General features: G+C 44.2%; 19 protein-coding genes, 5 tRNA genes and 1 pseudogene. 15 read left to right on the forward strand and 10 right to left on the reverse strand.

What is annotated here, in order from left to right; translation table 11 throughout:
• Window positions 1–2: 2 nt before the first annotated feature.
• From VTAP4600_RS14990 to VTAP4600_RS15025, 8 genes and pseudogenes are all read right to left on the reverse strand, one after another.
• Window positions 3–980 (reverse strand): ABC transporter permease, encoded by a 978-nt coding sequence (locus tag VTAP4600_RS14990; RefSeq protein ID WP_102523532.1) that lies wholly within the window; start codon window positions 978–980, stop codon window positions 3–5.
• Between the two features lie 149 nt (window positions 981–1,129).
• Window positions 1,130–2,682: pseudogene (locus VTAP4600_RS14995) on the reverse strand (ABC transporter substrate-binding protein).
• A 108-nt stretch (window positions 2,683–2,790) separates the two neighbouring features.
• Complete coding sequence (locus VTAP4600_RS15000) at window positions 2,791–4,506, reverse strand: dipeptide ABC transporter ATP-binding protein (protein WP_102523533.1); 1,716 nt, start codon at window positions 4,504–4,506, stop codon at window positions 2,791–2,793.
• A gap of 865 nt (window positions 4,507–5,371) precedes the next feature.
• Window positions 5,372–5,448, reverse strand: a tRNA-Pro gene (locus VTAP4600_RS15005).
• A 60-nt stretch (window positions 5,449–5,508) separates the two neighbouring features.
• Window positions 5,509–5,584: transfer RNA gene (locus tag VTAP4600_RS15010), tRNA-His, on the reverse strand.
• Between the two features lie 44 nt (window positions 5,585–5,628).
• Window positions 5,629–5,705: transfer RNA gene (locus VTAP4600_RS15015), tRNA-Pro, on the reverse strand.
• Between the two features lie 125 nt (window positions 5,706–5,830).
• Window positions 5,831–5,906 (reverse strand) — tRNA-His (locus VTAP4600_RS15020).
• A 49-nt stretch (window positions 5,907–5,955) separates the two neighbouring features.
• A tRNA-Arg gene (locus VTAP4600_RS15025) sits at window positions 5,956–6,032 on the reverse strand.
• A gap of 272 nt (window positions 6,033–6,304) precedes the next feature.
• Here VTAP4600_RS15025 and VTAP4600_RS15030 point away from each other — a divergent pair.
• On the forward strand, window positions 6,305–6,709 hold the full coding sequence (locus VTAP4600_RS15030; protein WP_102523534.1) for a c-type cytochrome: 405 nt from the start codon (window positions 6,305–6,307) through the stop codon (window positions 6,707–6,709).
• 89 nt (window positions 6,710–6,798) lie between these two features.
• On the opposite strand, the gene rep is transcribed toward VTAP4600_RS15030, so the two are convergent.
• Complete coding sequence (gene rep, locus VTAP4600_RS15035; RefSeq protein ID WP_102523535.1) at window positions 6,799–8,814, reverse strand: DNA helicase Rep; 2,016 nt, start codon at window positions 8,812–8,814, stop codon at window positions 6,799–6,801.
• A 175-nt stretch (window positions 8,815–8,989) separates the two neighbouring features.
• Here rep and VTAP4600_RS15040 point away from each other — a divergent pair, with 175 nt between their 5' ends.
• The 8 genes from VTAP4600_RS15040 (at window position 8,990) to ubiK (ending at window position 18,828) form a co-directional block, all read left to right on the forward strand.
• Entirely contained in the window at window positions 8,990–9,571 is a 582-nt protein-coding gene (locus tag VTAP4600_RS15040; RefSeq protein ID WP_172443127.1) for a TetR/AcrR family transcriptional regulator, read from the forward strand.
• An 18-nt stretch (window positions 9,572–9,589) separates the two neighbouring features.
• On the forward strand, window positions 9,590–10,696 hold the full coding sequence (locus tag VTAP4600_RS15045; RefSeq protein ID WP_102523537.1) for an efflux RND transporter periplasmic adaptor subunit: 1,107 nt from the start codon (window positions 9,590–9,592) through the stop codon (window positions 10,694–10,696).
• Between the two features lie 11 nt (window positions 10,697–10,707).
• Entirely contained in the window at window positions 10,708–13,824 is a 3,117-nt protein-coding gene (locus VTAP4600_RS15050; protein WP_102523538.1) for a multidrug efflux RND transporter permease subunit, read from the forward strand.
• 790 nt (window positions 13,825–14,614) lie between these two features.
• Window positions 14,615–15,898, forward strand: a complete 1,284-nt coding sequence (gene ltrA / locus VTAP4600_RS15055) for a group II intron reverse transcriptase/maturase (RefSeq protein ID WP_102521018.1) — start codon at window positions 14,615–14,617, stop codon at window positions 15,896–15,898.
• A 199-nt stretch (window positions 15,899–16,097) separates the two neighbouring features.
• Complete coding sequence (locus tag VTAP4600_RS15060; protein ID WP_231897921.1) at window positions 16,098–16,808, forward strand: ABC transporter permease; 711 nt, start codon at window positions 16,098–16,100, stop codon at window positions 16,806–16,808.
• Entirely contained in the window at window positions 16,786–17,475 is a 690-nt protein-coding gene (locus tag VTAP4600_RS15065) for an ABC transporter ATP-binding protein (protein WP_102523540.1), read from the forward strand. Before VTAP4600_RS15060 ends, VTAP4600_RS15065 begins: the two co-directional genes overlap by 23 nt.
• 49 nt (window positions 17,476–17,524) lie before the next feature.
• On the forward strand, window positions 17,525–18,481 hold the full coding sequence (locus VTAP4600_RS15070; RefSeq protein WP_102523541.1) for an ABC transporter substrate-binding protein: 957 nt from the start codon (window positions 17,525–17,527) through the stop codon (window positions 18,479–18,481).
• A gap of 95 nt (window positions 18,482–18,576) precedes the next feature.
• Entirely contained in the window at window positions 18,577–18,828 is a 252-nt protein-coding gene (ubiK, locus tag VTAP4600_RS15075; RefSeq protein WP_102523542.1) for a ubiquinone biosynthesis accessory factor UbiK, read from the forward strand.
• 90 nt (window positions 18,829–18,918) lie between these two features.
• Here ubiK and uvrD read toward each other — a convergent pair whose 3' ends face one another.
• Window positions 18,919–21,090: a DNA helicase II gene (gene uvrD, locus VTAP4600_RS15080; protein WP_102523543.1), complete on the reverse strand. Its 2,172-nt coding sequence runs from the start codon at window positions 21,088–21,090 to the stop codon at window positions 18,919–18,921.
• 272 nt (window positions 21,091–21,362) lie between these two features.
• Between uvrD and VTAP4600_RS15085 the strand changes: the two genes are divergently transcribed.
• From VTAP4600_RS15085 to agaR (VTAP4600_RS15110), 6 genes are all read left to right on the forward strand, one after another.
• Window positions 21,363–21,623, forward strand: a complete 261-nt coding sequence (locus VTAP4600_RS15085) for a BufA1 family periplasmic bufferin-type metallophore (RefSeq protein WP_102523544.1) — start codon at window positions 21,363–21,365, stop codon at window positions 21,621–21,623.
• Window positions 21,624–21,699: 76 nt separating this feature from the next.
• Window positions 21,700–22,554 carry an MNIO family bufferin maturase gene (gene bufB / locus VTAP4600_RS15090; protein WP_102523545.1) on the forward strand — a complete coding sequence of 285 codons (855 nt, stop codon included), beginning with the start codon at window positions 21,700–21,702 and terminating at the stop codon, window positions 22,552–22,554.
• Window positions 22,535–23,314, forward strand: a complete 780-nt coding sequence (locus tag VTAP4600_RS15095) for an HvfC/BufC N-terminal domain-containing protein (protein ID WP_102523546.1) — start codon at window positions 22,535–22,537, stop codon at window positions 23,312–23,314. The genes bufB and VTAP4600_RS15095 overlap by 20 nt, the downstream gene beginning before the upstream one ends.
• Entirely contained in the window at window positions 23,311–23,766 is a 456-nt protein-coding gene (locus tag VTAP4600_RS15100; protein WP_415239664.1) for a DoxX family protein, read from the forward strand. The genes VTAP4600_RS15095 and VTAP4600_RS15100 overlap by 4 nt, the downstream gene beginning before the upstream one ends.
• A gap of 194 nt (window positions 23,767–23,960) precedes the next feature.
• Window positions 23,961–24,731 (forward strand): transcriptional repressor AgaR, encoded by a 771-nt coding sequence (gene agaR, locus VTAP4600_RS15105; protein ID WP_102523547.1) that lies wholly within the window; start codon window positions 23,961–23,963, stop codon window positions 24,729–24,731.
• Between the two features lie 404 nt (window positions 24,732–25,135).
• Entirely contained in the window at window positions 25,136–25,912 is a 777-nt protein-coding gene (gene agaR, locus VTAP4600_RS15110; RefSeq protein WP_102523548.1) for a transcriptional repressor AgaR, read from the forward strand.
• Window positions 25,913–25,919: the final 7 nt, after the last annotated feature.

A 25,919-nucleotide genomic window follows, 5' to 3' on the forward strand; every position in this document is an offset into this window, starting at 1 on the left:
GATTACGCTCCTTTACCCGTTAGATTAACAGTTGGGTTAATGATGCCGTATAACAAATCGACAATGGTGTTTGTAACCACAAATAACAGCCCTACGAAAATAACGTAAGCGGTAATCAAAGGGGTATCAACACGATTAATGGCTTCTAAGAATAGGAAACCAGTTCCCGGCCATTGGAATACCGTTTCGGTCAAAATCGTGTACGCAACCATGGTTCCGATTTGAACACCACCAACGGTAAGAACTGGCAGCATGGTGTTTTTAAGCGCATGTTGATAATAAATTTTATTGAGTGCTAACCCTTTTGCTTTTCCAAACTTGATGTATTCAGAGCTCAACACTTCAAGCATTTCAGAACGAACTAAACGAATGAACAGAGGTAGCATAATTGAAGCTAGTGCAATACACGGTAAAACAAGGTGAGCGAGGCCGTCCGCCGTCAAGTAACCCGACTCCCAACCAAACCAGTTCGCGGTATCACCACGACCATAAGAAGGCAGCCAACCCAACTCAATGGAGAATACGTACATTAGAAGAATTGCCGTTAAGAAAACTGGCACAGAAATACCGATGCTACTACCAGCCATCACTATCTTAGTAAAAATGCTTTTTGGGTGAATCGCTGAATAAACCCCTAATGGGATAGAACAAACGACAATGATGACAGCTGCACCGAAGACCAATTCTAACGTTGCAACCAACTTATCTAAAATAACATCCACAGCCGGTCGCTTGAAGAAATACGATGTACCCAAGTCCCCTTGAACTGCTTTGCCAATAAAACGAGAATATTTAGTAATGAATGGGTCGTTGAGACCAAGATCGTCACGCAGCGCTTGTCGCTCCGATTCCGAAACTGACTGGCCGACTAACTCGCGTAACGGATCGCCCAGATTATCCTGGATAGCAAACGCCACCAAACTGATCACAAACATCACTATCAGTGCCTGAAACAGGCGCTTGACCAGAAACGTAAACATCCCTTGCCCCTTAAATATCTATCCATGACTTTCAAAAAAGAAAGAATTCAGCCTTAAAAATGGTGTTTAACCCGACTGAAACAAAGTTAAACACCAAAAACAGTTCAGCACCCACTCATATTAAAATGAGGTGAGTGCTGATGCTTCACCTACTTAACAACAAGGTCGCCAAAGTAAGGGAAGTTCATACCATTGATGATTGGACCAATTTCTACATTGCTCTTAGCCGCCCATGATGGATCCTGCCAATGCAGTGGAACGAATGCCGCTTCATTGTAAAGCGTTGCTTCAACTTGTTTTAACGTCGCGCTACGCTTTTTCAGATCCGTTTCAGCGTTGGTTCCAATCACTAGCTTATCAAGCTCAGGGTTTGAATAACCGCCACAGTTGTATTGGCCTTTACCTGTTGCTTCGTCACGAGTCATCGTTAAGAACTCAGAGAAGTTTGCAGAATCTTCTGTATCTGGGTGCCAGCCGATCATCATCATGTCAGCCGCACACTTATCAAACTCAGGCCAGTATTGCGCTTTTGGCATTGTTTTAAGGTCGACCTTGATGCCAATTTTAGACAGCATTGCTGACGTCGCTTGAGCAATTTTCGCATCATTCACAAACGGTTGTTTGGCGCCATCATGCTGAGCGTAAAGCCATCAGCGTAGCCTGCTTCTTTCATCAGAGCTTTTGCTTTCTTCAAGTCATAACGAGGTTTAAGATCTTCATTGTAACCTGCATAACCGACAGGGCTCTGTTGAGCGGCAGCAGTCGCAGCGCCTTTCATGATTTTCTTCGTAATGCCTTCGTTGTTCACTGCATAAACAATCGCTTGACGAACACGTACGTCTTTCAGTGCTTCGTTGCTGTTTTGGTTCATTTGGAACGTGATAATACGTGTACCTGGCATGGTGTACAGATCAACGCTTTTCGCTTTTTTAATACGCTTGTAGTCATTTGGAGCAACAGGAGCAATCATGTCGACGTCACCAGAAAGCAGTGCGGCTACACGTGTCGCATCTTCTTTAATCGGTACAAGCGTTAGATTATCAACATTGCCTTTTGAAGCGGTATCCCAGTAGTTACCAAAGCGTTCAAATTCAACTTTAACGCCTTGCTCACGAGACTTAATCGTAAATGGACCCGTACCAGAAACGTTCGTAGAAGCATACGAGTTACCGTGCTTAACTAGAGCAGCCTTGTCTTCACCTGCTGCTGTCTTGCCTGAATAGAATTTGCTATCCATTGGGAAGATGTACGTCGCCACGTTTTCAATTAGAGGGTAAGTGCCGTCTGTTTTCACTTCAACGGTATAGTCGTCAACTTTAGTTAAAGAAACTAAAGGACCAAAGATACCTTTAAAGTCAGGTGATGATTTTAGACGAGAGAAAGTCCAAACAACATCATCCGCTGTAAACGCATTACCAGAATGGAATTTAACGCCTTTGCGAAGAGTAAAGCGCATAGTTTCGTTATCAACACGCTCCCATGATTCAGCCAAGCGCGGCTCAAAGTCCATCGTTTGAGTAAAGCGCACTAGTGGGTCAAATACCATATGCGACATCTGCAATGTGCCGCCAGATAGCTGCTCATGCGGATCCAGAGAGACTGGGTCTGCGGCATAACCAACCGTAATATCAGCGGCTGCTGCACCAAAACTAAGACCTGCGGCCATCAACGCCACTGCTAATTTGCTTTTCATGGTTTTCATTGCATAACTCCTTATGCGGGAATCCAAATCCCTAGTTGTTGTATTTGTCTGTGTTGTGTTTGTCTTTCTTACATTTATTGTTTTCCAGTCAATAACGAAACTGGTGGCTTACGCCGTTTGTACGTCTTCTCGCAAACCCGTGAATTCAGGCATTAGAGAAATTAACTGCTTACTGTACTCATGCTGCGGGTCAGTAAACAATTGCTCCGTTGGGGCAACTTCTAATAACGTGCCCATCTGCATCACGCCAATACGATCACACATTTGACGAATGACAGGTAAATCGTGACTGATAAACAACATGGTTAAGTTCAGCTCGTCTTGAAGATCTTTTAATAGGTTCAAAATCTGAGCTTGAACAGATACATCCAATGCCGATGTTGGTTCATCACAAATCAATAAACGAGGCCTGGTTGCCAAAGCTCGTGCGATAGAAATACGCTGGCGCTGACCACCTGAGAACTCATGCGGGTATTTCAAACCAGCCATCACACCTAAACCCACATGATCAAGTAAGTCGTTCACAATAGTGCGAGTTTCGGCTTCATTAGCGGTGAGTTTATGGAATCGAATTGGCTCAGCAATGATGTCGAAAATTTTCATTCGAGGGTTCATTGAGGTATATGGGTTTTGAAACACCATCTGCATTTGACGACGCATAGGGCGACGCTCTTTTTCAGACTTCAATGACGTTAAATCAACACTTTCAAACGAAACCGTTCCTGAATCCGGTGTGTACAAGCCTGCAATAATACGAGCAATGGTCGATTTACCAGAACCAGACTCACCAACCAAGCCAAAGGTTTCACCCTCGTGAACTTCAAAGCTAACGTTGTGAGAGGCCTGAACATATTCACGGCGGCTTTCAAACAAAGAGTCTTTAGTTATAAAACGTAGATTAACGTTTTGTACATCAAGTAGTGGACCTTCGTATTCACGCTGATCCTGACTTTGACCCAACCAGTGATTTTTAACATCAAGTTGCTGCAACTCTTCAGCTTCTTCGATGTAACTCACGAGAGGAAAACGGCCTAATTTGACATCAGAACGAGGGACCGCTGAGATCAAGCTGCGCGTATAGGAATGATCGGGATCACCCAGCACTTTCTTCGTTGGACCAATTTCAACGAGATCACCACGGTACATTACTGCAACACGGTCTGTGACATTAGAGACCACACCCATATCGTGAGTAACCAACATACAGCCGACGTTTTTCTCGATACACAAATCACGGATAAGAGTCAGGATTTGGTCTTGAATTGATACATCAAGTGCCGTTGTAGGTTCATCTGCAATGATTAAGTCTGGTTCACCAGCCAAGGCAATGGCGATAACCACACGTTGACGCATACCGCCTGAAAATTGATGAGGGTACTGCTTTAAACGGTTTTCAGGTTGTGGGATACCCACTTGATTCATCAACGACAGCGATCTTTCGTACGCTTCTTTATCGGAAACCTTCATATTGGCATGAATCGTTTCTTTCAGCTGATGTTCTACGGTAAATAGAGGGTTGAGTGACGTCATAGGATCTTGGAATATGAATCCAATTTTAGAACCACGTACACTACGCATTTGTTCAGGAGTTAGCCCTGATATCTTTTCGCCATCAAGAAATACGTCGCCATTAGCAACTAGCCCAGGAGGGCTCAATAAATCGATGACTGCATTACCTACTGTTGATTTGCCGGCGCCGGATTCTCCAACCACACCAACAATTTCACCGCGTTCAATATTGAACGACAATGATTTAACAGCAGCATGAACTCCGTGTCGAGATGGGTACTCGATACGAAGATCCCTTACTTCTAAAAGTGACATTATCAGACCTCTACTACTGCTCTGGCAGTTTTCTGCCCTGTCTGCAAAATTGATTCCATTCGATGTCAGAAACAAGTTTCTGACCAAGATAAGCCAGCTCATAATTTGGCTTATAATTCACAGAAAAGCAACAAACAAAGCATAAAAATGGGCTTGAGAATCAATTAGAAGCAGATTAAATGCATATTAATTCACTTTTAAGGTTTTTTCGTGCATTTATTGAGCTAAAGACCAATCGAACATTACGCCACCTAACAGCTAAAAGTTAGGCTTTTCTATTACAAAACCAAGTAAAGTACAAATAATCAGCAAGACATAATTATTCAACCCACCAAATTAACAAAACAGAAACATGTGTCACCTTATGACTAATAACTAGTTATATAAACCACTAAATTAGCATTTATGCAAAATAAACAACTAGTAAAGAACCAGGGGGCAATCAATGTGATCGGTGTCTGTTTGGTAGCAAATTGATGTAGCACGAAAAGTGGGTTCTAGCGCACATAGGATAATGACAAAATCAACATTAGTGATTACTTCCGTCTCACAACATCTTTTAATCAGTACAAGCCGATTGCCTTTATATCCCGACAAGTGGGTTTGCCGCCTCTACCCAGAAATGGATCAAATGATGAGCCAATCAGTAGGCTCAATTAGAGAAGAGATAATAGAACGAGGCGTTTAGCCGGCTTTGAATAGCCGCTCCTCCGATTCTCAGGTTTTAAACGCAAAAAAGCCTCATCTAATGATGAGGCCTTTTTAATAGTGGTCGGTGAAGAGCCGACTTTGAATAAGCCGAACCCCCGACTCTCGGGTTTTAAACGTAAAAAAGCCTCATCTAATGATGAGGCTTTTTTAATAGTGGTCGGTGAAGAGGGATTCGAACCCCCGACCCTCTGGTCCCAAACCAGATGCGCTACCAAGCTGCGCTATTCACCGACATAGGTTTTATTCTGATAAATCAGAAAAGGAAACTAATGGGTTTAGTTACCGAGTTAATGGGGTGGCTAACGAGATTCGAACTCGCGACCACCGGAATCACAATCCAGGGCTCTACCAACTGAGCTATAGCCACCACTAACTTTTTACATAACCGCAATTAAGCGATTATCGAAATAGTGGTCGGTGAAGAGGGATTCGAACCCCCGACCCTCTGGTCCCAAACCAGATGCGCTACCAAGCTGCGCTATTCACCGACAAATTTTTTAATTTGGTTCACACTAGAAAGAGTTAACTCTTTGGAAGTGCTAGTCCAATATTCCCGAAGGAATTTTTCGTTTCGACATTAAATCAAAACTGGAGACAAATGTCACCAAAATAATGGGGTGGCTAACGAGATTCGAACTCGCGACCACCGGAATCACAATCCAGGGCTCTACCAACTGAGCTATAGCCACCATTATGTATCTTTTCGCCAATAACTACTTATTTTACTAAGTATCCGGATGGTACGCCCGAAAGGATTCGAACCTTCGACCTTTGGCTCCGGAGGCCAACGCTCTATCCAGCTGAGCTACGGGCGCATGCCCTATCGGCGGAGTGGAATAATACGGATATCACACTATGCCGTCTAGTGTTTTTTTATCTTTTTTTTCCGTTTGTTGCCTTTTTCAGCAATTAGGATGTGATAAAGCCCCTGTCATGGCGATCTTGTGGTTTCTTGCAACAACTCAACAAGCTATAATCACGCAATATTTACATTGATTTAACAGGCGTTTTTCTCCTGCTTTATCAAAAATCAACAATTAGTGGTAAACATCGTATTTATCATCGCCCAGGAATGTAAAGTGAGTTTATGGATATGTCTCGACCAATTTTAAGCCTATTGGCTGCTACCTTAGTTTTTTCTAGTAGCGCATTCGCCGCCTCAGTTGACCGTGATGCAATTGAAAAGCGCATTCAACCTGTCGGTCAGGTTTACCTAGCAGGCAGTGAGCCTGTTGCGGCAGAACCTGCAGGCCCACGCGATGGTGCTACTGTTTACAATACATTTTGTACTGCTTGTCATACATCGGGTGTAAGTGGTGCGCCTATTAAGGGGGATGCTGGCCAGTGGGGCTCACGAATCGCACAAGGTCGCGATGTATTGAATAATCACGCACTGAATGGCTTTAACGCAATGCCAGCAAAAGGCTCTTGTATGGATTGTTCTGACGATGAAATCATCGCAGCGATCGATTACATGATTGAAGGGCTGTAAAGGCTAAGTGCTAAGAATAAAAGGCTTGGTTAACCTACCAAGCCTTTTTTGATCTTTTCTCTATAATATTTCGCTTTTAGGACTTATCTCTACTTCTTAAACATCGCCCTTATATTGGCAATGTGCGCCTGACCTTTTTCCATTCGTTCTTCCGCCGACTGAGGCTTCTTAGTCGACTCCCATTCAACGTCATCTTGTGGTAACTCGTCCAAGAAACGGCTTTGTTGTGGTTTGATTAACTCACCATATTGACGGCGCTCTTTACAGATAGTGAACGTCAGTTCTTTTTGAGCGCGAGTAATACCTACGTACATGAGGCGACGCTCTTCTTCTACGTTTTCTTCATCAATACTGGTTTGGTGAGGCAATATGCCTTCTTCTGCACCAATCAAATAGACGTAAGGAAATTCCAACCCTTTTGATGCATGTAGCGTCATTAACTGTACTTGGTCTGCATCGTCATCATCTTCGCCACGTTCCATCATGTCTCGCAGAGTGAGCCTTAACACGACTTCTTTAAGCGTCTTTATCTCTTTGTCGTAATTATCACCTTCAAGATCGGCTACTATCCAACTGTATAAATCAGACACATTCTTCATGCGCATTTCAGCGGCTTTTGGGCTAGCCGAAGTTTCATATAGCCAATCTTCGTAGTGAATATCACGTACTAAAGATCGCACCGCTTCCACCGTATTACCGCGCTCTGCATTATCCGAGATAGCAACAATCCAGCGTGTAAAACGTTGCAAGTTTTCTAAACCTCGCCCTGTAAGCGTTTGCTCTAAGCCCATCTCGAAACTTGCTTCAAATAAGCTTTTGCCTCGCATATTTGCGTAGCTGCCCAGTTTCTCTAGAGTGACAGGCCCAATTTCACGCCTTGGCGTATTCACAATGCGCAAAAATGCATTGTCATCATCAGGGTTCACCAATACTCGCAGATAAGCCATGATGTCTTTAATTTCAGCGCGAGAGAAAAAAGACGTGCCGCCAGAAATCTTATATGGGATGCGGTTTTGCATCAGTGCCTTTTCAATCAAACGAGACTGATGGTTACCGCGATACAAGATTGAATAATCTTTGTAATCAGTTCTATTTAGGAACTTATGCGCGATAATTTCACCGGTGACCTTTTCCGCTTCATGCTCTTCATTTTTTACATGCAATACCTTGAGTTGCTCTCCATCAGGAATTTCAGAGAACAGTCTTTTTTCATATACGTGTGGGTTATTGGCAATCAAAATGTTGGCTGAGCGCAAAATACGGCTGGTTGAGCGATAATTTTGCTCAAGCTTTATCAGTCGTAAATTTGGGTAATCTTTACCTAACAAGACCAAGTTTTGAGGTTTTGCCCCTCGCCAAGAGTAAATAGACTGATCATCATCCCCTACCACGGTCAAACGGCCACGCTCACCAACAATCAATTTCACCAATTCATACTGACTGGTATTGGTATCTTGGTACTCGTCCACCAGCAGGTAGCGAATTCGGCTTTGCCAACGCTTACGAACCTCTTCATTCGTTCGAAGCAATAATACCGGCAGGGAAATTAAGTCATCAAAATCCAATGCGTTGTAGGCTTTCATTTGCTTCAGGTACATCTCATAGCAAAAAGCAAATAACTGGTCTTGCTCGCCTTTCGCCTGTCCTTTCACTTGTTCCGCCGTCAACATGTCGTTTTTCCAATTGGAAATACTGCTCATTAAGGCTTTAAGCAAGTCCTTATCACCATCAAGCTGCGTTTCCGTTAACTCTTTGAGTAACGCCAATTGGTCTTGATCATCAAATAATGAAAAGCCCGCTTTTAACCCAAGAGCTTTGTACTCTTTACGAATAATATTCAAGCCTAGTGTGTGAAAGGTTGAAACCATTAACCCTTTAGACTCTTGCTTACCCAGCGTTTGCCCCACACGTTCTTTCATTTCACGCGAGGCTTTATTGGTAAAGGTTACCGCTGCAATATTACGAGCCTTATAGCCACATTGCTGAACCAAGTAAGCAATCTTATTGGTAATAACACGGGTTTTACCCGAGCCTGCGCCAGCCAGTACTAGGCAGGGTCCGGACACAAATTTTACCGCTTCGTCTTGTCTTGGGTTCAGCTTCATTTTGCACTCTAAAAGGTTCTCATTATTCGGGCTATATAATAGACGCGCTAAGGTTTGAAAGCTATGTCCAATCCATTGCATGAAAAAAGATCCACTAATTTGTTATTTTTTGTTGCACAGAGGGGCAGTAAGTGATCTACAATGAATGAACGTTCATTCATTACTAGGTGTCTCTATGAGTATTAGTACTGAACAGGATAAACGCGAAAAGATTCTAAACGCGACGGAAGCTGTGCTGGCAGAAGAAGGATTTCAAGGCATTTCAATGCAGAAAATTGCTAAGAATGCTGGAGTTGCTGCAGGCACTATCTATCGATATTTCGAAGATAAAGATCACCTTCTCAAAGAGATTCGCTTTCGAGTCACCAAACGAATTGCTGATCATCTGCAAGCCAACGTTAGTGAAACCATGCCGATAAAAGAGCGTTATCAGGTTATGTGGCTAAACTTATGGAATCTGGCCCGCGACAACTGTTTTTTACTCAGTAATCGAGTCCAGTACGACTCATTACCAAAACCCTCGAGCTCAGAGGAGTGGCAACAAGAAAGAGAGATGTTTCATAAAGTAGAGCTGACTTTCAACGAAGGTAAAGAGTCCGGTCTATTTAAACCTCTCGATAACAGAATTTTATTTGGTTTAAGTCTAGAGGTTGGCGTGACATTAGCACGTAAGCACTCTCTAGGAATCATTCACATTGACGACGAAACCCTTGATGCCGCAATTGCTGCAAGCTGGGACGCTATTATTCAACATTAACTTGGAGTTCTAAACAGAATGAAAAAGTGGACATTTTTTATGTTACTTATCGCGATACTGCTTTTTGGTAGCGTTATAGGTTTTAATCTTTTTAAGCAGCAGAAAATTGCTGAATATCTTGCTAATCGTCCAGAGCCTGAATTTCCGGTTACCGCGCAAGAAGTGGTTTCAATTGATTGGGTTCCAAACATTGAAGCGATCGGTTTTATCGAACCTAACCAAGGTGTGACTTTAACAACAGAGACAAGCGGTGTTATCAACAGAATTGATTTTGAATCTGGTTCTGCCGTTAAAAAAGGACAGGTTTTAGTCGCTCTAGACTCAACGGTTGAACGTGCGAATCTTAAAAGTACTCAAGCTCGCCTACCTGCTGCAGAAGCGAAATTCAAACGTTACGAAGGCCTCTACAAAAAAGGCTCTGTTTCAAAAGAATCGTTTGATGAAGCAAAAGCCGCTTACTTTTCTTTAGAAGCTGAAATTGAGAGTTCTAAAGCCTCGATTGCTCGTCGTACCTTGAAAGCACCATTTGATGGCGTGGTTGGTATTCGTAATGTCTACCTTGGCCAATACCTTCAGCCGAGTACTGAGATTGTACGTCTCGAAGACACTAACGTAATGCGTTTGCGCTTCACTGTGCCTCAAACCGATATCCCTCGTATTCATATTGATCAAAAAATCAAAATTTCAGTGGATGCCTACCCTGAAGACAGCTTCGAAGGCACCATCAGTGCGATTGAACCAGCAGTAAGCGTTCAAAGCGGCCTAGTGCAAGTTCAAGCCGATATTCCTAACAATGATGGTCAATTGCGCAGTGGTATGTTCGCTCGCGCCAATATCATCTTACCTGCAATTACCGAGCAAGTAACACTGCCGCAAACCGCCATTACCTTTACCTTATACGGTGACAGCGTCTACATCATTTCTGAAGAGGATGGTCAACAGCGCGTTAAGCAACACGTTATAAAAGTAGGTGAACGTAAAGCGGATATTGCACACGTTCTTGAAGGCGTTGAGCCTGGTGATTTAGTGGTTACGTCTGGTCAAGTTCGTCTAAGTAATGATGCAAAAGTACGCATTGTTGAAAATGACGCGACAACACCACCAGCCGAAACACCGATGCTATAATTGGAGGAAGCATGCGCTTTACTGATGTTTTTATTAAGCGTCCAGTTTTAGCGGTATCGATCAGCTTTTTGATTGCTTTGCTTGGTTTCCAAGCAATATTCAAAATGCAGGTCCGTCAATACCCTGAAATGACGAACACAGTGGTTACTGTATCCACTAGCTACTACGGTGCAAGTGCCGACTTGATACAAGGCTTTATTACTCAGCCCTTGGAGCAAGCCGTCGCACAGGCCGATAACATTGACTTTATGACGTCGCAATCGGTGTTGGGTAAATCCACCATCACGGTGACTATGAAATTGAACACCGACCCGAATGCGGCACTGGCAGATATACTCGCCAAGACCAACTCGGTTAGGTCTCAGTTGCCCAAAGAGTCAGAAGACCCCACGGTAACCATGTCGACCGGTGATTCAACCGCTGTCCTCTATATCGGTTTTACCAGTGATGAATTATCTTCGAGCCAAATCACCGATTACCTTGAGCGTGTAATTAACCCTCAATTGTTCTCGGTAAACGGTGTATCTAAGATCGACATGTATGGTGGTATGAAATACGCCCTACGTGTTTGGTTAGATCCGGCTAAAATGGCCGCGTTGAAGATGACAGCAACCGACGTGATGCAAGTCTTGAATGCCAACAACTTCCAGTCGGCAACGGGTCAGGCAACCGGTGAGTTCGTTCTTTACAACGGCAGCGCCGATACGCAGATCTCAAATGTTGCTGAGCTAGAAAAGCTGGTTATTAAGAGTGATGTCGGTGAGGTTATTCGTTTAGGTAACATCGCCAAAGTTACGTTAGAGAAAAGCCACGATGTGTATCGAGCCAGTGCCAACGGTCAAGAAGCCGTGGTTGCTGCGATAAATGGTGCACCCAGTGCTAACCCAATTACCATCGCTAAAGATGTGTTAGAACTTCTTCCTCAACTAAGAAAGAACTTACCTAGCAATATCAGCATGGAAGTCATGTATGACTCAACGGAAGCCATCAATGAATCCATTAACGAGGTTATCAAAACCATCGTTGAAGCGGCATTGATCGTACTGGTGGTGATCACCTTGTTCCTTGGTTCATTCCGCGCCGTTATGATCCCGTTAGTGACGATTCCATTGTCATTGATTGGTGTTGCGATGGTCATGCAAGCCATGGGCTTCTCATGGAACTTAATGACGCTACTGGCAATGGTATTGGCTATCGGCTTGGTAGTCGATGATGCCATCGTTGTACTTGAGAATGTCGACAGACACATCAAGCTTGGTGAATCTCCGTTCCGTGCCGCCGTTATTGGTACTCGTGAAATCGCAGTGCCTGTTATTGCAATGACCTTAACGCTTGGTGCCGTGTATGCGCCTATCGCTTTAATGGGCGGTATTACCGGTTCACTGTTTAAAGAGTTTGCTCTCACGCTTGCAGGAGCGGTATTCGTTTCCGGTATTGTTGCCTTAACGCTATCACCAATGATGTGTTCTAAGATGCTCAAAGCAAACGAGACACCAAATCGGTTTGAGACAACAGTCCACGGCTTTCTTGATCGCATGTCTAACGGCTACGAGAAGATGCTGGGTAACGTAATGCAACGTCGACCTGTCATCATTGCATTCGCTATTATTGTATTTGCTAGTTTGCCAATGCTGTTTAAGTTCATCCCAAGTGAGCTTGCACCAGCAGAAGATAAAGGGGTTGTGATGCTGATGGGTACAGGCCCATCGAATGCTAACCTTGATTACTTGCAAAACACCATGAACCAAGTAAATGAAATTCTGACTGAACAGCCAGAAGTGAAATTTGCTCAAGTATTTACCGGTGTTCCAGCTTCTAACCAAGCATTTGGCCTTGCATCCATGGTGCCTTGGAGCCAACGTGAAGCTAGCCAAGCCGAGGTGTCTAAGCGTATTGGTGAACTGGTGCAAGATGTACCAGGAATGGCCGTAACCGCCTTCCAAATGCCTGAATTGCCAGGTGCCGGTTCTGGTCTGCCACTGCAGTTTGTTATTACGACACCAAATAGCTTCGAAAGCTTGTTCCAAATTGCGACCGATATTCTGGCTGACGTATCAGTTAACCCATTGTTTGTTTACTCAACATTGGATCTTAACTACGACTCGGCAACCATGAAGATCCATATCGACAAGGACAAAGCGGGTATCTATGGTGTGACCATGCAAGACATCGGTATGACCTTAAGTACCATGATGGCTGATGGTTATGTTAACCGTATCGATTTGAATGGTCGTTCTTATGAAGTGATCCCACAAGTTGAGCGTAAATACCGCCTGAACCCTGAATCCATGAACAACTACTACGTTCGCGCAGCAGATGGCAATGCGATTCCACTGGGCAGCTTAATTGACATTGAAGTGGTTGCGGAGCCTCGTGCTCTACCTCACTTCAACCAGTTAAACTCAGCGAGTATTGGTGCCGTGCCAAGCCCAGGTGTTGCTATGGGTGATGCCGTTAACTGGTTTGAAAATGTCGCACAAAGCAAACTGCCATCAGGCTACAACCATGACTACATGGGTGAAGCAAGACAGTACGTAACAGAAGGTAGCGCGCTATTCGCAACCTTTGGTTTGGCACTGGCGATCATCTTCTTGGTTCTAGCGATTCAATTTGAATCCGTTCGAGATCCACTGGTTATCATGGTGTCGGTTCCACTGGCGATATGTGGTGCATTGATTTCACTTGCATGGGGCGCAGCCTCAATGAACATCTACTCGCAAGTGGGCTTGATCACTTTGGTTGGTCTTATCACCAAGCACGGTATTTTGATTTGTGAAGTAGCAAAAGAAGAGCAACTTCATAATAAGAAAGATCGTATTGCGGCGGTAACGGAAGCGGCGAAGGTTCGTCTTCGTCCTATCCTAATGACCACGGCAGCCATGATTGCAGGTCTGATTCCGCTGATGTACGCAACCGGCGCAGGTGCTGCTCAACGTTTCAGTATTGGTATTGTAATCGTATCGGGTCTGGCTATCGGTACCATCTTTACCTTGTTCGTTCTGCCTGTGATTTACAGCTACCTTGCTGAGAAACACAAACCGCTTCCCGTATTTCTAGAAGATAAAGATCTAGAAAAACTGGCACGAGTAGACGAAGCCAAAGCCGCTCAACGCGAAATTCGCGAATAGATCGCTAACGGATGTTTCATCTAATAAAAAGGCTACTTCGGTAGCCTTTTTTGTTTGCCCAGCGAAGCTGGCAAACCCATTAGGCTGAAAGAAGCCTAAATCACCCTGATTGAGGGGAAGATAATCCGAATCGCAAGGGCGTTGCTGGCCAACGGCAGGGTTTGAAGGAAGCGATAGGAAGTTAACAGTACACAACGAAAGTGAACCTGATTCGGCAATTTAGGTGGGTAAGCGTGAAAAATAGCGTGAAGCCCGATACTCAATCAGACCTAGATTGTGCTTGAGGGTGGCATTGTTAACAGGGAGCCAGTGCAGTAACTGGGGAAGCCTGACATCACATCCGAGCAAACGTCGGAAGCATAAACTCAAGGCGAGAGCCAAGATCTATGTTGGTGCGAGGTGGCAGATGAATCCGTAGTAGTGAGTAAAGCTCGGCCGGTGAAGCCCAGTAATGGTGTGGAGGATAAAACTGAGCTGACCATCAGTAACACGTCTGATGGGACAACATTTTGCCAAAAGCAATCTGGTGTTGCGAAGGGATGAAGTACATTTTAAGTCTGTGATGAGCAGATGTTTTTTTTTCAGTGGTATACAAGTTGATTAGCTATCGAGGTATTCCGTCTCGGTCTTTGTGAAAGCAAAGCACTGAAGCGAGAAACCGTACAAGGGAGTAACTCTGACTCACTCTAGTAAATTGCCATTGAGCTAGAAGGCTAGAGAGTGGAGTGAAATACACCAACACTGTGAGAGAGCATTTGTCCCCACACGGCACACAATCTAAAGGAAAAAGTTGAGAGTTTACTACAGTTTATATGGTCACTTGCTCCACAAAGAGCGACTCTATAAAGGATTTAAAAAAGTGTGGAAAGCGAAAGGCGCGGCCGGAATAGATAGGCAGAGCCTAAGCGACTACGCCCAAAATCTGAGTGATAACCTAGATCAACTTCTTCTGGAACTCAAAACCAAGCGATACACCCCTCAACCCGTCAGACGGGTAGAAATACCGAAAGATGATGGTGGGGTGCGATTACTTGGGATCCCAACAGTACGGGATAGAGTTGTCCAACAAGCTCTAAATGATCTATTAACCCCAATCTTCGAAGAGCAGTTTCACCCATCCAGCTTTGGGTATAGACCGAATCGAAGTTGTCACGATGCTATAAACAAAGCGACGATGTTCATCCGTCGATACGGAATGCAACACGTCGTAGATATGGACTTATCGAAGTGCTTCGATAAGCTCGACCACGAGCTTATTCTAAAAAGCATTAAGAAACGAGTCACAGACAGTAGCGTACTGGAGCTCATCAAACAGTTCCTGAAAAGTGGCGTAATGGTTGATGGAGAGTGGCAGCATACCGAGATAGGTAGTCCGCAAGGTGGAGTAATAAGCCCACTGATAGCGAACATCTATCTGGATGCGTTTGATCAAGAGATGCGAAAGCGAGGACATCGAATAGTCCGTTATGCCGACGACATACTGATCTTCTGTCGCAGCCGTAAAGGTGCAGAAAATGCGCAAGTACAGGCAACGAAGGTCCTGGAAAAACAGCTCAAGTTAACGGTGAACGAAACCAAATCACACATAGCGCACAGCGGCGAAGGTGTGAAATTCCTTGGAATAGAAATCGGTAGCCATTATAGCCGTATTCAGCCAAAGAAAATGTCGACGTTCAAAGGAAAGTTGAAGCGAGTGACAAGACGCAATGGCGGTAAGCCATTGTTAGAAGTCATTAAACAACTGAATCCACTTCTGAGAGGGTTCAGCCAGTACTTTCGAATAGCGAATGCCAACAGGGAGTTTAAGAAACTGGCCGCGTGGTTAAGGCGAAGACTTCGCAGCGTCCAATTACGATTATGGAAAAAACCGACCCGACTCCACCGCAGGCTAAGACAGCTAGGTTACGAAGGGTCATTCAGGTATATCTGTATGGATAGTTGGAGAAATGCTGCGAGTCCATTAGCCAGTTACTCGATGCCAAATCAATGGTTTAACGACCTTGGATTAGTGAATCTTGAACACGTTAGGACAGGATATGTGTTCAGCCATTATGCTGAATGGAAATGTGCATGAGCCGTATACGAGGTCCGTACGTACGGTTCTGTGAGAGGGATGAGGCGGAGACGCCTCACCCTACTCGATGTCCCTTATTGACAAATGGTATTACATAAAATAACCTCCAACGCAATTGAGAATGATTTATAGTCAGAGATAATACGTGCAAGCCCCCACAAATCGCATAAATACCGCAATCAAGGCGCTGTTATTGCCAGTGATATTATTCGTCGGTTGGCACCTATGCTGCCAACATTTATCTTTGTCTAACTACTTACTGCCAACCCCTTCAATGGTTTTTGGTGCCCTCTTTGATATGATCATTTCTGGTGAGCTATTCAGCCATGTCGTCGCAAGCTTAACTCGCGTAATGATTGGTTTTGTATTAACCAGTAGCGTTGCCTTGTCATTCGCGTGCATCTTCATCCGTTTTCCACAATGTTACGCCTACTTTCATGTCACCTTCGAAGCCATTAGGGTCATTCCACCTCTCGCATTTAGCCCTTTATTAATCGTTTGGATGGGCATCGGGGAAGGCCCCAAAATAACCATTATCTTCTTAGCTGCTTTTTTTCCTATATTTCTCAACGCATATAGTGGCCTAAGAAATATTGACACTCGTTATTTAGAACTGGCAAAAAGCCTTGATTTGTCTCGCTTTGAAACCATAAAGCACATCCATTTTCCATTTGCGGTTCCAAGTATTGTTACCGGGCTAAGGCTTGGATTTGGCTACAGTTGGCGCGCCCTAATGGGGGCTGAGCTGATTGCGGCAGCTTCAGGGCTTGGCTTTTTAATCGTCGATGCAGAAGAGCTCGCTCGTACTGATAAAGCGATGGCCGGAATCATTGTGATAGCGATTCTTGGTTTGATATTGGATACATTGATCAAAAGGTTGACGAAAAATGCTCACTATTGCTCGGCTTAATAAGTTTTTTCTTAATCAACAAGGTCAAGCTGAATCCATTTTGCATGACATCAACTTTGAATTAAGCCAAGGGGAGTTCGTTGCTATTGTGGGTCATAGTGGCAGCGGTAAAACAACGCTACTCAAGTGCTTAGCTGGGCTTGAAAGCTGCCAGTCTGAGTCCTTTGAATATCATCACCCGATAACAACAGCGGTGGTCTTTCAAGAACCCCGATTGTTACCTCATTACAGTGTAGAAAAGAACCTACGCTTAGCCTTTGCTGCCAACAGACGGAATGACCAAGCCACTGACCAATGCATCCACCAGCAACTGAGTTTAGTTGGTTTGTCTGATTATGCCGATAATTTCCCCAGTGAGCTTAGCGGCGGAATGGCACAACGTGCTGCAATCGCTCGCGCTCTTTGCCGAAAACCAGACGTACTGTTTATGGACGAACCTTTTTCTGCGCTCGATATCATTACCAGACAAACGATGCAAAAAGAGCTTAAAACCATTCATAAAACAGCCCAATGCTCCGTCATTTTTATCACTCATGATATTCAAGAGGCCATCACGCTTGCCGATCGCATTGTTGTCATGAACAAAGGACGCATCACGGAAGAATTTAGTGGCGATACACTTTCAAACGCCGAACAACGGATCGTCGAAGCAACCCGAACTAATTGATCTTACGTAATTCCCAATTTATACATCAGACAACCATTAAGGATTCATAATGAAAACATGGTTAAGCCTAGCTTGCACAATGATAGCAACCCTCACTTTTTCAAACCTTTCTTTGGCAACCCAGCAAACGGTTAACGTTACTTATGTACCGACCCCGTTCAACTTGCAACTTATGGTCATGCGCGATCAAGGCATGCTGGATGACGCTTTGGCAAAGCACGACGCAAAAGTAGAATGGCATAAAATCAGCTCTGGCGTGCATCAAGCAAAAGCGATGGCATCAGGCTCCGTTGATATCGCTTCTGTCATGAACACCAACTCCCTGCTAATGGCTGCGACAGAAGGTAATAATTTAAAAGTCATCGCCAATGTGGCTCGCCCAGCGAATGTATTTGCATTAGTGGCAAGACCCGGCTTTACAGGTGATATCACTTCTCTTCAAAACAAAGCCATTGCTGGCGCTAAAGGTACGGTTGTTCAGCAAATGTTGATCGCTCAGCTACAAAACAATGGCATGCAACAAAAAGACGTGAAATTCATCAATATGGGGACACCAAAGGCCTTTAACGCCCTAATGGCAGGCAGTGTCGATCCCGCATTATTGACTTCAAGTTTCATTCTAAAAGCACAACAAGCGGGGGCGACCATTTTAGCGACGGCAGAAGGTCACATCTCACCCATCTTAGTCAGCACGACAACGGAAACATTCGCAAAACAACACCCAGAGTTAGTCGAAGCTTTCATCTTAGCCCAACGTCAAGCAATGGCGTTCATCCAACAAAAACCAGAAGCCGCTCTGGCTATTGGCGCAAAAGAGCACGGCATTTCTACCGAACAGGCTAAATTGCTTTGCCAATGGTCAGCTCTGACGACAGACATCGAACCACAAGACTTAAAAGCCCTGTACGCCGATGCTGATTTCTTAATTGAAAATAACCTAATGCGCACAGGACTAAACGTTTCAGAATTAATAACCCCAACCTCCGCAACACAGCTCGTGTTATAGAAGACGAGTGTGCACTGAATTTTGTGCAGCTAGTTGGCGACTTTTATCCCTGAAATGCATAGAATGAATGTATTGATATAGGAGTGATTACCGAAATGTTTGATCCAAAAAAACTCGAGCAAGTAGCGAAACAGATTCATGATTCTATGCCTCAACCCGTCAAAGAGTTGGGTTCGGACGTAGAACAAAAGGTACGCCAAGTTATCCAAGGCCAACTCAACAAACTTGATGTGGTTAGCCGTGAAGAATTTGATGTTCAGACTCAAGTACTGCTCCGCACTCGTCAAAAACTGACAGAGATGGAACAAAAGCTAGCGGATCTTGAAGCAAAGCTCACAGACAAGTAATAGCGACCAAGTTAAATAAAAAGCAGAATCTAATGATTCTGCTTTTTTTGTTTTAAGAGGCTAGCGTTTAGTGTTGCCGATTTCTATCAACTATAACGTCTCTAATTTTGCATATTGGGTGACTAACCACTTAATGCCTTCACCATTAAAGGCGACTTGAACTCGGCTTTGAGGGCCACTGCCTTCAAAATTAATGATCGTGCCTTCACCAAATTTCGGATGCATTACTCGCGCACCTAAACTAAAGCCAGTTTCGTTGAAATTTTCTTTTACCGCAGTTGGACTAAAGCGACCTGTGCTAGTCGGTCGGCTCACCTGCGCTTTCATGCGCACTTCATCTAAACAAGTTTCTGGTAACTCACGTATGAAGCGAGACGGCTTATGATATTTATCTTGCCCGTACAGGCGGCGCATTTCGGCATAAGTAATGTAGAGCTTTTCCATTGCTCGCGTCATGCCTACGTAGCAAAGCCTCCGCTCTTCTTCCAAACGGCCTGATTCTTCAGCCGACATTTGGCTTGGGAACATGCCTTCTTCCACACCCACCATAAACACCAAAGGGAATTCTAACCCCTTAGCACTGTGCAGAGTCATGAGTTGGACGGCCTCATCGAATTCATCCGCTTGGCCTTCCCCCGCTTCCAATGCAGCGTGAGATAAGAAAGCAGATAGCTCACTCATTTCATCGGCTTCTTCTGGTTTTTCAAACTGACGAGTCGCCGTAACCAATTCTTCTAAGTTTTCAATTCGGGCTTTCGATTTCTCGCCCTTTTCTTGCTCGTACATAGCAAACAAACCTGAGAACTTAATCGCATGGTCTGCTTGTTCGTGCAGTGCCATTTCAGCGGTGTCATCTTCGAGTGCATTCACCAGTTCAACAAAACGGCTTAACGCGCCCGCAGCACGGCCGGCAAATACTTGTTCGTCTAACAAGGCAACACTGGTTTGCCACATGGTCGCTCCGCGCTCGCGAGCTGCAAAACGGATGGTCTCTAGTGTTTTATCACCTAAGCCACGAGTGGGCGTATTCACCACTCGCTCAAATGCCGCATCATCATTACGGTTAGACATAAGACGTAGGTAACCCAGTGCATCACGAATTTCTAAACGTTCGAAGAATCGCATGCCACCATAAATACGATACGGTAATCCTGCTTGAATTAAGGCTTCTTCCAACACACGTGACTGAGCGTTGTTCCGGTACAGCATGGCCGCATCGGTTAACGACCCACCTTTTTCTTTCCATTCTTTAATTTTACTGACGGCAAAGCGGGCTTCATCTAATTCGTTATACGCAGAGTACACCGAGATAGGATCGCCATCATTGCCATCCGTCCAAAGCTCTTTACCCATACGCTCGGTATTATTGCCAATCAATTCATTAGCGGCTTTCAGAATGGTTTTTGTCGAACGGTAATTTTGCTCCAAACGCACCGTTGAAGCGCCCACAAATTCATCAAGAAAACGTTGGATATTTTCTATTTTTGCGCCACGCCAGCCATAAATGGATTGATCGTCATCACCTACGATCATCACGTTACATTCAGGGCCTGCCATCATGCGTAGCCAAGCGTATTGAATGTTGTTGGTATCTTGAAATTCGTCGACCAAGATGTGCTTAAAACGCGCTTGATAGTGTTCACGAATGTGTTGCTTATCGCGCAGTAATTCTTGAGCACGCAATAAAATTTCTGCAAAGTCGATCAAGCCTGCGCGATCGCACGCTTCTTGATAAGCGGTATAAATCTGTAGCCATGTTTTGGTCACCGGATCATGATAGGCATCAATGTGATTTGGACGTAAACCTTCATCTTTTTTACCGTTAATCCACCAGCAAGCTTGACGTGCAGGCCATTGCTTCTCATCTAGATTCAGTGCTTTTATCAAACGCTTAAGCAGGCGCTGTTGATCATCAGAGTCGATGATTTGAAAGTCTTCTGGCAGCTTGGCATCAAGATAATGCGCGCGCAGGATGCGGTGACAAATACCATGGAACGTACCATTCCACATGCCTGACGAACTGCCCATCATTAGCTCTTCAATACGGCCACGCATCTCTGCAGCAGCCTTATTGGTAAATGTAACCGACATAATAGAAAACGGCGACGCTTGCTCTACCGACATCAGCCACGCAATGCGATGCACCAGCACTCGGGTTTTACCACTGCCCGCACCCGCTAAGATCAACATATTGTTTAGCGGCGCTGCGACAGCTTCGCGTTGTTTGTCATTCAAACCATCAAGTAATAAGGAAGCGTCCATCGTTTTCTACTGTTTATTTATACATAACAAAAGATTATACCCCAATTACAGGTCAGAAATCTGGCTAACCAAACGAAAAAAATGTCATTTTTTAATCAATTTAAATTCAATAACTTAGAGCTTAAATTGTAATAATGTGAAAATTTATCGAACATAATGTGAAATATTTTCCGTGTTTACCTAATCTAATTAGGTAAGCAACTTGAGCAAAGCGACAAAAAATCAAGTTGTGATAATTAAAGAAACTATGGATCAAGTTCGAGGAATTTATTATGAAAAAATCTAATCTTGCTGTTACTGCTGCTATCACAGGTCTTCTAGCTCTTGGAGGCACAGCGTTAACTGCAACGTCTGCTGTCGCGGCTGAAAAAGAGAAATGCTACGGCGTAAGTAAAGCGGGCAAAAATGACTGTGCTACCAAAAGCAGCTCATGTGCAGGTACAGCTAAAGAAGATTTCCAAAAAGATGCATTCGTTGTAATGCCAAAAGGACTTTGTGGCAAATTGGCTGGCGGCAGCACCATGTCTTCATAATAAACAGTTTATTCAGCAGGGCTCAATTAGCACGCCCTGCTGAGCTGTTACCTTTTATTCATTTCGGAGAAATTCAATGCATCCATTAGTTGGAGTCGGTTTGCGAACTCCTCACTTAGACTTTTTTGAGCACACTCCTACCGATTTGGGCTGGCTTGAAATCCACAGTGAGAACTATTTCCAACCTCGTTCACCATCCCGTATCCAATTAAATGCAATCGCAGATAAATACCCAATAAGCTGTCATGGTATTGGCTTATCCCTTGGCTCAGTCAACCAGGTCAGCCAATCTCATTTACGACAATTGAAAACGTTAGTCGATGACCTTAACCCCATCATGGTTTCTGATCATTTAAGTTGGAGCGAAAATGGTGGGCATCACTTTAACGACTTGCTGCCCCTTCCTTATACAGAAGAAGCACTGGATGTATTTTGCCGCAATGTACTTCAAGTTCAAGATTACATCGGTAGACCGTTACTGATTGAAAACCCATCCAGTTACATGAAATTCACTCATTCCACCATTGATGAGTGGGACTTCTTAAACCAAGTACACCAAAGAACTGATTGCCGATTGTTGCTGGACTTCAATAACATTCATGTATCCGCGTTCAATCACCAGTTCGATGCGAACCACTATATTCAAACCATCAACGCAACCGCTGTAGACGAAATTCACCTTGCTGGTTTTACGATAAAACAGTACCCACAAGGGGAGATTTGGATCGACACGCACAGTAAACCGGTCAGCGACGAAGTTTGGCAACTGTTTCAAACTTGGATCTCCCAACATGGTGCTAAGCACACCTTAATTGAGTGGGATCTCGATATTCCTAACGTTGAAGTGTTACTGGGTGAAGCGAAAACAGCGAGTGGGTACTTACACAAAGCGACACGCGGAGGCATTATTCATGACTCTATCGCTGGCTAACCTACAGTCCCGTTTTGCTGATGCCTTGAATTACCAAGCAAAAGGGGAAGAGTGCAATATTCATAGTGATCACTTTGCTGCGGATCAGCGTATGCAGATCTATCGCAACAACTACATCATCAGTTTGAGTGAGGTTCTGCAAGCAACTTACCCGCAAGTATTGGCTCTGGTCGGGGAAGAGTGCTTCATGCAGATAGCTCGACATCACGTACTGAACAACCCGCTACAACAAGGTGATGTGACTCACTACGGTGCTAATTTTACTAACAGTATTGAGCAATTTGAACAAGTCATACAACAAGCACCCTACTTACTCGATGTCGCGGCTCTCGAGTGGCAGCTTGATACTAGCAATCAATCGAGCAATATATCTTCTGTTGCCGAGCTTAATGTACTCCCACTGGAAAACCTGAGTCAGATAGATGCAGATCAACAGCCTTTTGTTCAACTGAAATTACAGAACAATCTTCACGTGCTGGCTAGCGATTATGCCGTATTCAGTTTATGGCACGGAATTAAAAACAATCAGCTAGATAACCTTGATTTAAGTAAAGCAGAGCAAGGTGTCGTCTATGTCGACGAAGCTCACCAAGCCCACATTACCCCATTAAACCCATTGAGCTTTAAGCTATTGGAGCACTGTTTAGCACCGCATACCTTAGGCACATTACCTGCAGAACTTTTGCCACACTTAACCGATTTGGTGAACCATCAGCTCGTGATAGGTTTTGAATTGGCGACCACGGAGAACATAGAATGAACATGAATCAAAATTTGGCTCGTTACGATCAACTAGTCGCGACTCTTCAAACTTTGTTTGTGCCCTTGTTATTGCTGGCATGCCGAATTTGGGTTGGCTATGTTTTCTTTAATTCTGGTCTGACTAAAATTGCCACTTGGGACAGTACCCTCTATTTGTTCGAGTATGAATATCAAGTTCCGCTATTACCGTGGCAGCTTGCTGCCTACATAGGAACCGCAACCGAACTCATTTTACCGGTATTCTTAGTATTAGGGTTATTGACCCGTCCAATGGCCGCCGCTCTGTTTGTGTTTAATATTATGGCGGTTGTTTCTTACCCAGTCTTGTGGGAAGGCGGATTTTTTGACCACCAGCTTTGGGGGTTAATGATACTTATCGTTGTTGTTTGGGGGCCGGGAGTCGTGTCCGCAGATTCCTTATTAAGGCGTAAAATAGAAGCCACAAGCTAGCAATTCCCATCACACATATAGAACGTAGGTAAGGTTAGCTTTCCTACGTTTTTTTATTTTTGACCAGAAAAACAACATCATGAGTTATTGAAGTTTGATGTTGGTTATGTTTTTACGAATTCAAGCGCATAAATAGAAGCCAAACCGCGACAAACATGTTTTGCTGCCTAAAAAGTAACAAGATGTAATTGACTATGACTACGACAGCCCAGCGACGCGAACACATCATCGAACACATTCAAACCCACGGAACCGGCCGGGTTGAAGACTTCTCTAGCGAATTTGGTGTTTCCAAAGTCACGATTCGTAACGATCTACGATTACTTGAAAAGCAAGGCTGCGTAGAACGGGTTTATGGTGGAGCGACCCTTAACAAGCAATTCGCTTTTGATCGATCCCTTAAGATTAAGGGGAAAATCAACACCAATATTAAAGCTCAAATTGCACGTGAAGCGTTAAAGTTAATTCAACCGGGTGAGAACATCATTTTAGATTCGGGTTCGACTACCGAACAGATCGCACTTAACCTATCTGACGACGTCTCTCTAGTCGTATTTACTAATGCCATCAACATTGCTTACCACCTTGCAAGCTATCCAAAAGTAGAGGTGATCATTGCTGGCGGAACCATGCGCCAAGACTCTTTCTCCATTCACGGAGCCAATGCAGAAAGCCACCTTAGTCAGTATCGGTTTGACAAGGTCTTTCTAGGTGTTGATGGCTTTGAATTAGAATCGGGAATCACGACGCCTCATAAAGGAGAAGCACAACTGAATCGAATCATGTGCCGAGTAGCCAAACAAGTCATCGCGGTAACGGATTCATCCAAGTTTAAGCAAAAAAGTTTTTGCATTATCACTGCTGCCCAAAACATCGATATCTTAATTACCGATCAGGGCATCCCTAGCCACTATAAATCTTCGTTAGAGCAACATGGTGTCACTGTCATCATCGCGGACGAATGATACTCCCTAAAGACGAATGACGGCTCTTTTACTATTGAGCTGTTTTCACTTATTACTACTGATAATTCTCTTATCTAATTTTTTCACTTTTCTACATTGTGTGATCACGATCACTTCGAAGACTGAAATACTCTTACAAACCCCTCGGTAAACCGCCCTTTCGCTTTGCTTTTATAAAAAGCCTTATACCACCGAACTTCTCACCACTCTTTAGCCATAAACCGAAAGAAAAAAACCCTTTCACTTAATACAAAACGAAAGGTTTTTTGCTTATCTTTGCTTTCGATTACAGCTGTGATCCAGCATCAACTTTGCTTTTCCTTTCGGTGCTCTAATTAACAACGAAAGAAAACGAAAGGTCGACAGACCTAACAATTAGCAAACTGAAAGTTGAGAGCGCAATAATGAAAAGCAGCGAACGCCGTCAGAAAATAATGAAACAAGTACGCCTTAACGGCGCTACGAAAGTTGACGACTTAGTCGATCAGTTTTCTGTTTCTGCGGTGACGATTCGCCACGACCTCAATTTACTTGAGCAGCAAGGTTGTGTATTTCGTTGCTACGGTGGTGCAACCCTCAACCCCAATTTCGCTTTTGATCAACCGCTGCATCAAAAGGGCCAACTTAACCGCAATATTAAAGATCGAATTGCTTTCATCGCCGCAAGCAAAATTAATGACGGTGAAGCCGTTATTCTCGATTCAGGTTCAACCATTAGTTGTATGCCCCCTTACTTAAGCAAGACTCAAGGCCTAGTCGTCATGACAAACGCTTTGAATACCGCCTACCTACTTAGCGGTTACAGCAACATAGATCTTCATGTTGTCGGCGGCAATCTGCGCCGTGCATCTTGTTCTCTGACTGGTGCACACGGCGAACTGCAAATTAAAGATTTTCATTTCGACAAACTCTTTCTGGGTGTTGATGGCTTTGACTTAGAAGCAGGAATCACCACACCAAACCAAAATGAAGCACGTATCAACAGAGCCATGTGCCAAGCCGCCAAACAAGTCATTGCCGTAACAGACTCCAGCAAGTTTGGCCGAAAAAGCTTTTGCATGATCCGTGCAGCTCAAGATATCGACATTCTCATTACCGACAGCCACATCCCAACCCACTATCACCAACAACTGGTTGATATGGGTGTGGAAGTCATTATCGCTGACCAAGAAACTCACTAGGAATTGT

Source organism: Vibrio tapetis subsp. tapetis (genome assembly GCF_900233005.1).
Taxonomy (GTDB): domain Bacteria; phylum Pseudomonadota; class Gammaproteobacteria; order Enterobacterales; family Vibrionaceae; genus Vibrio; species Vibrio tapetis.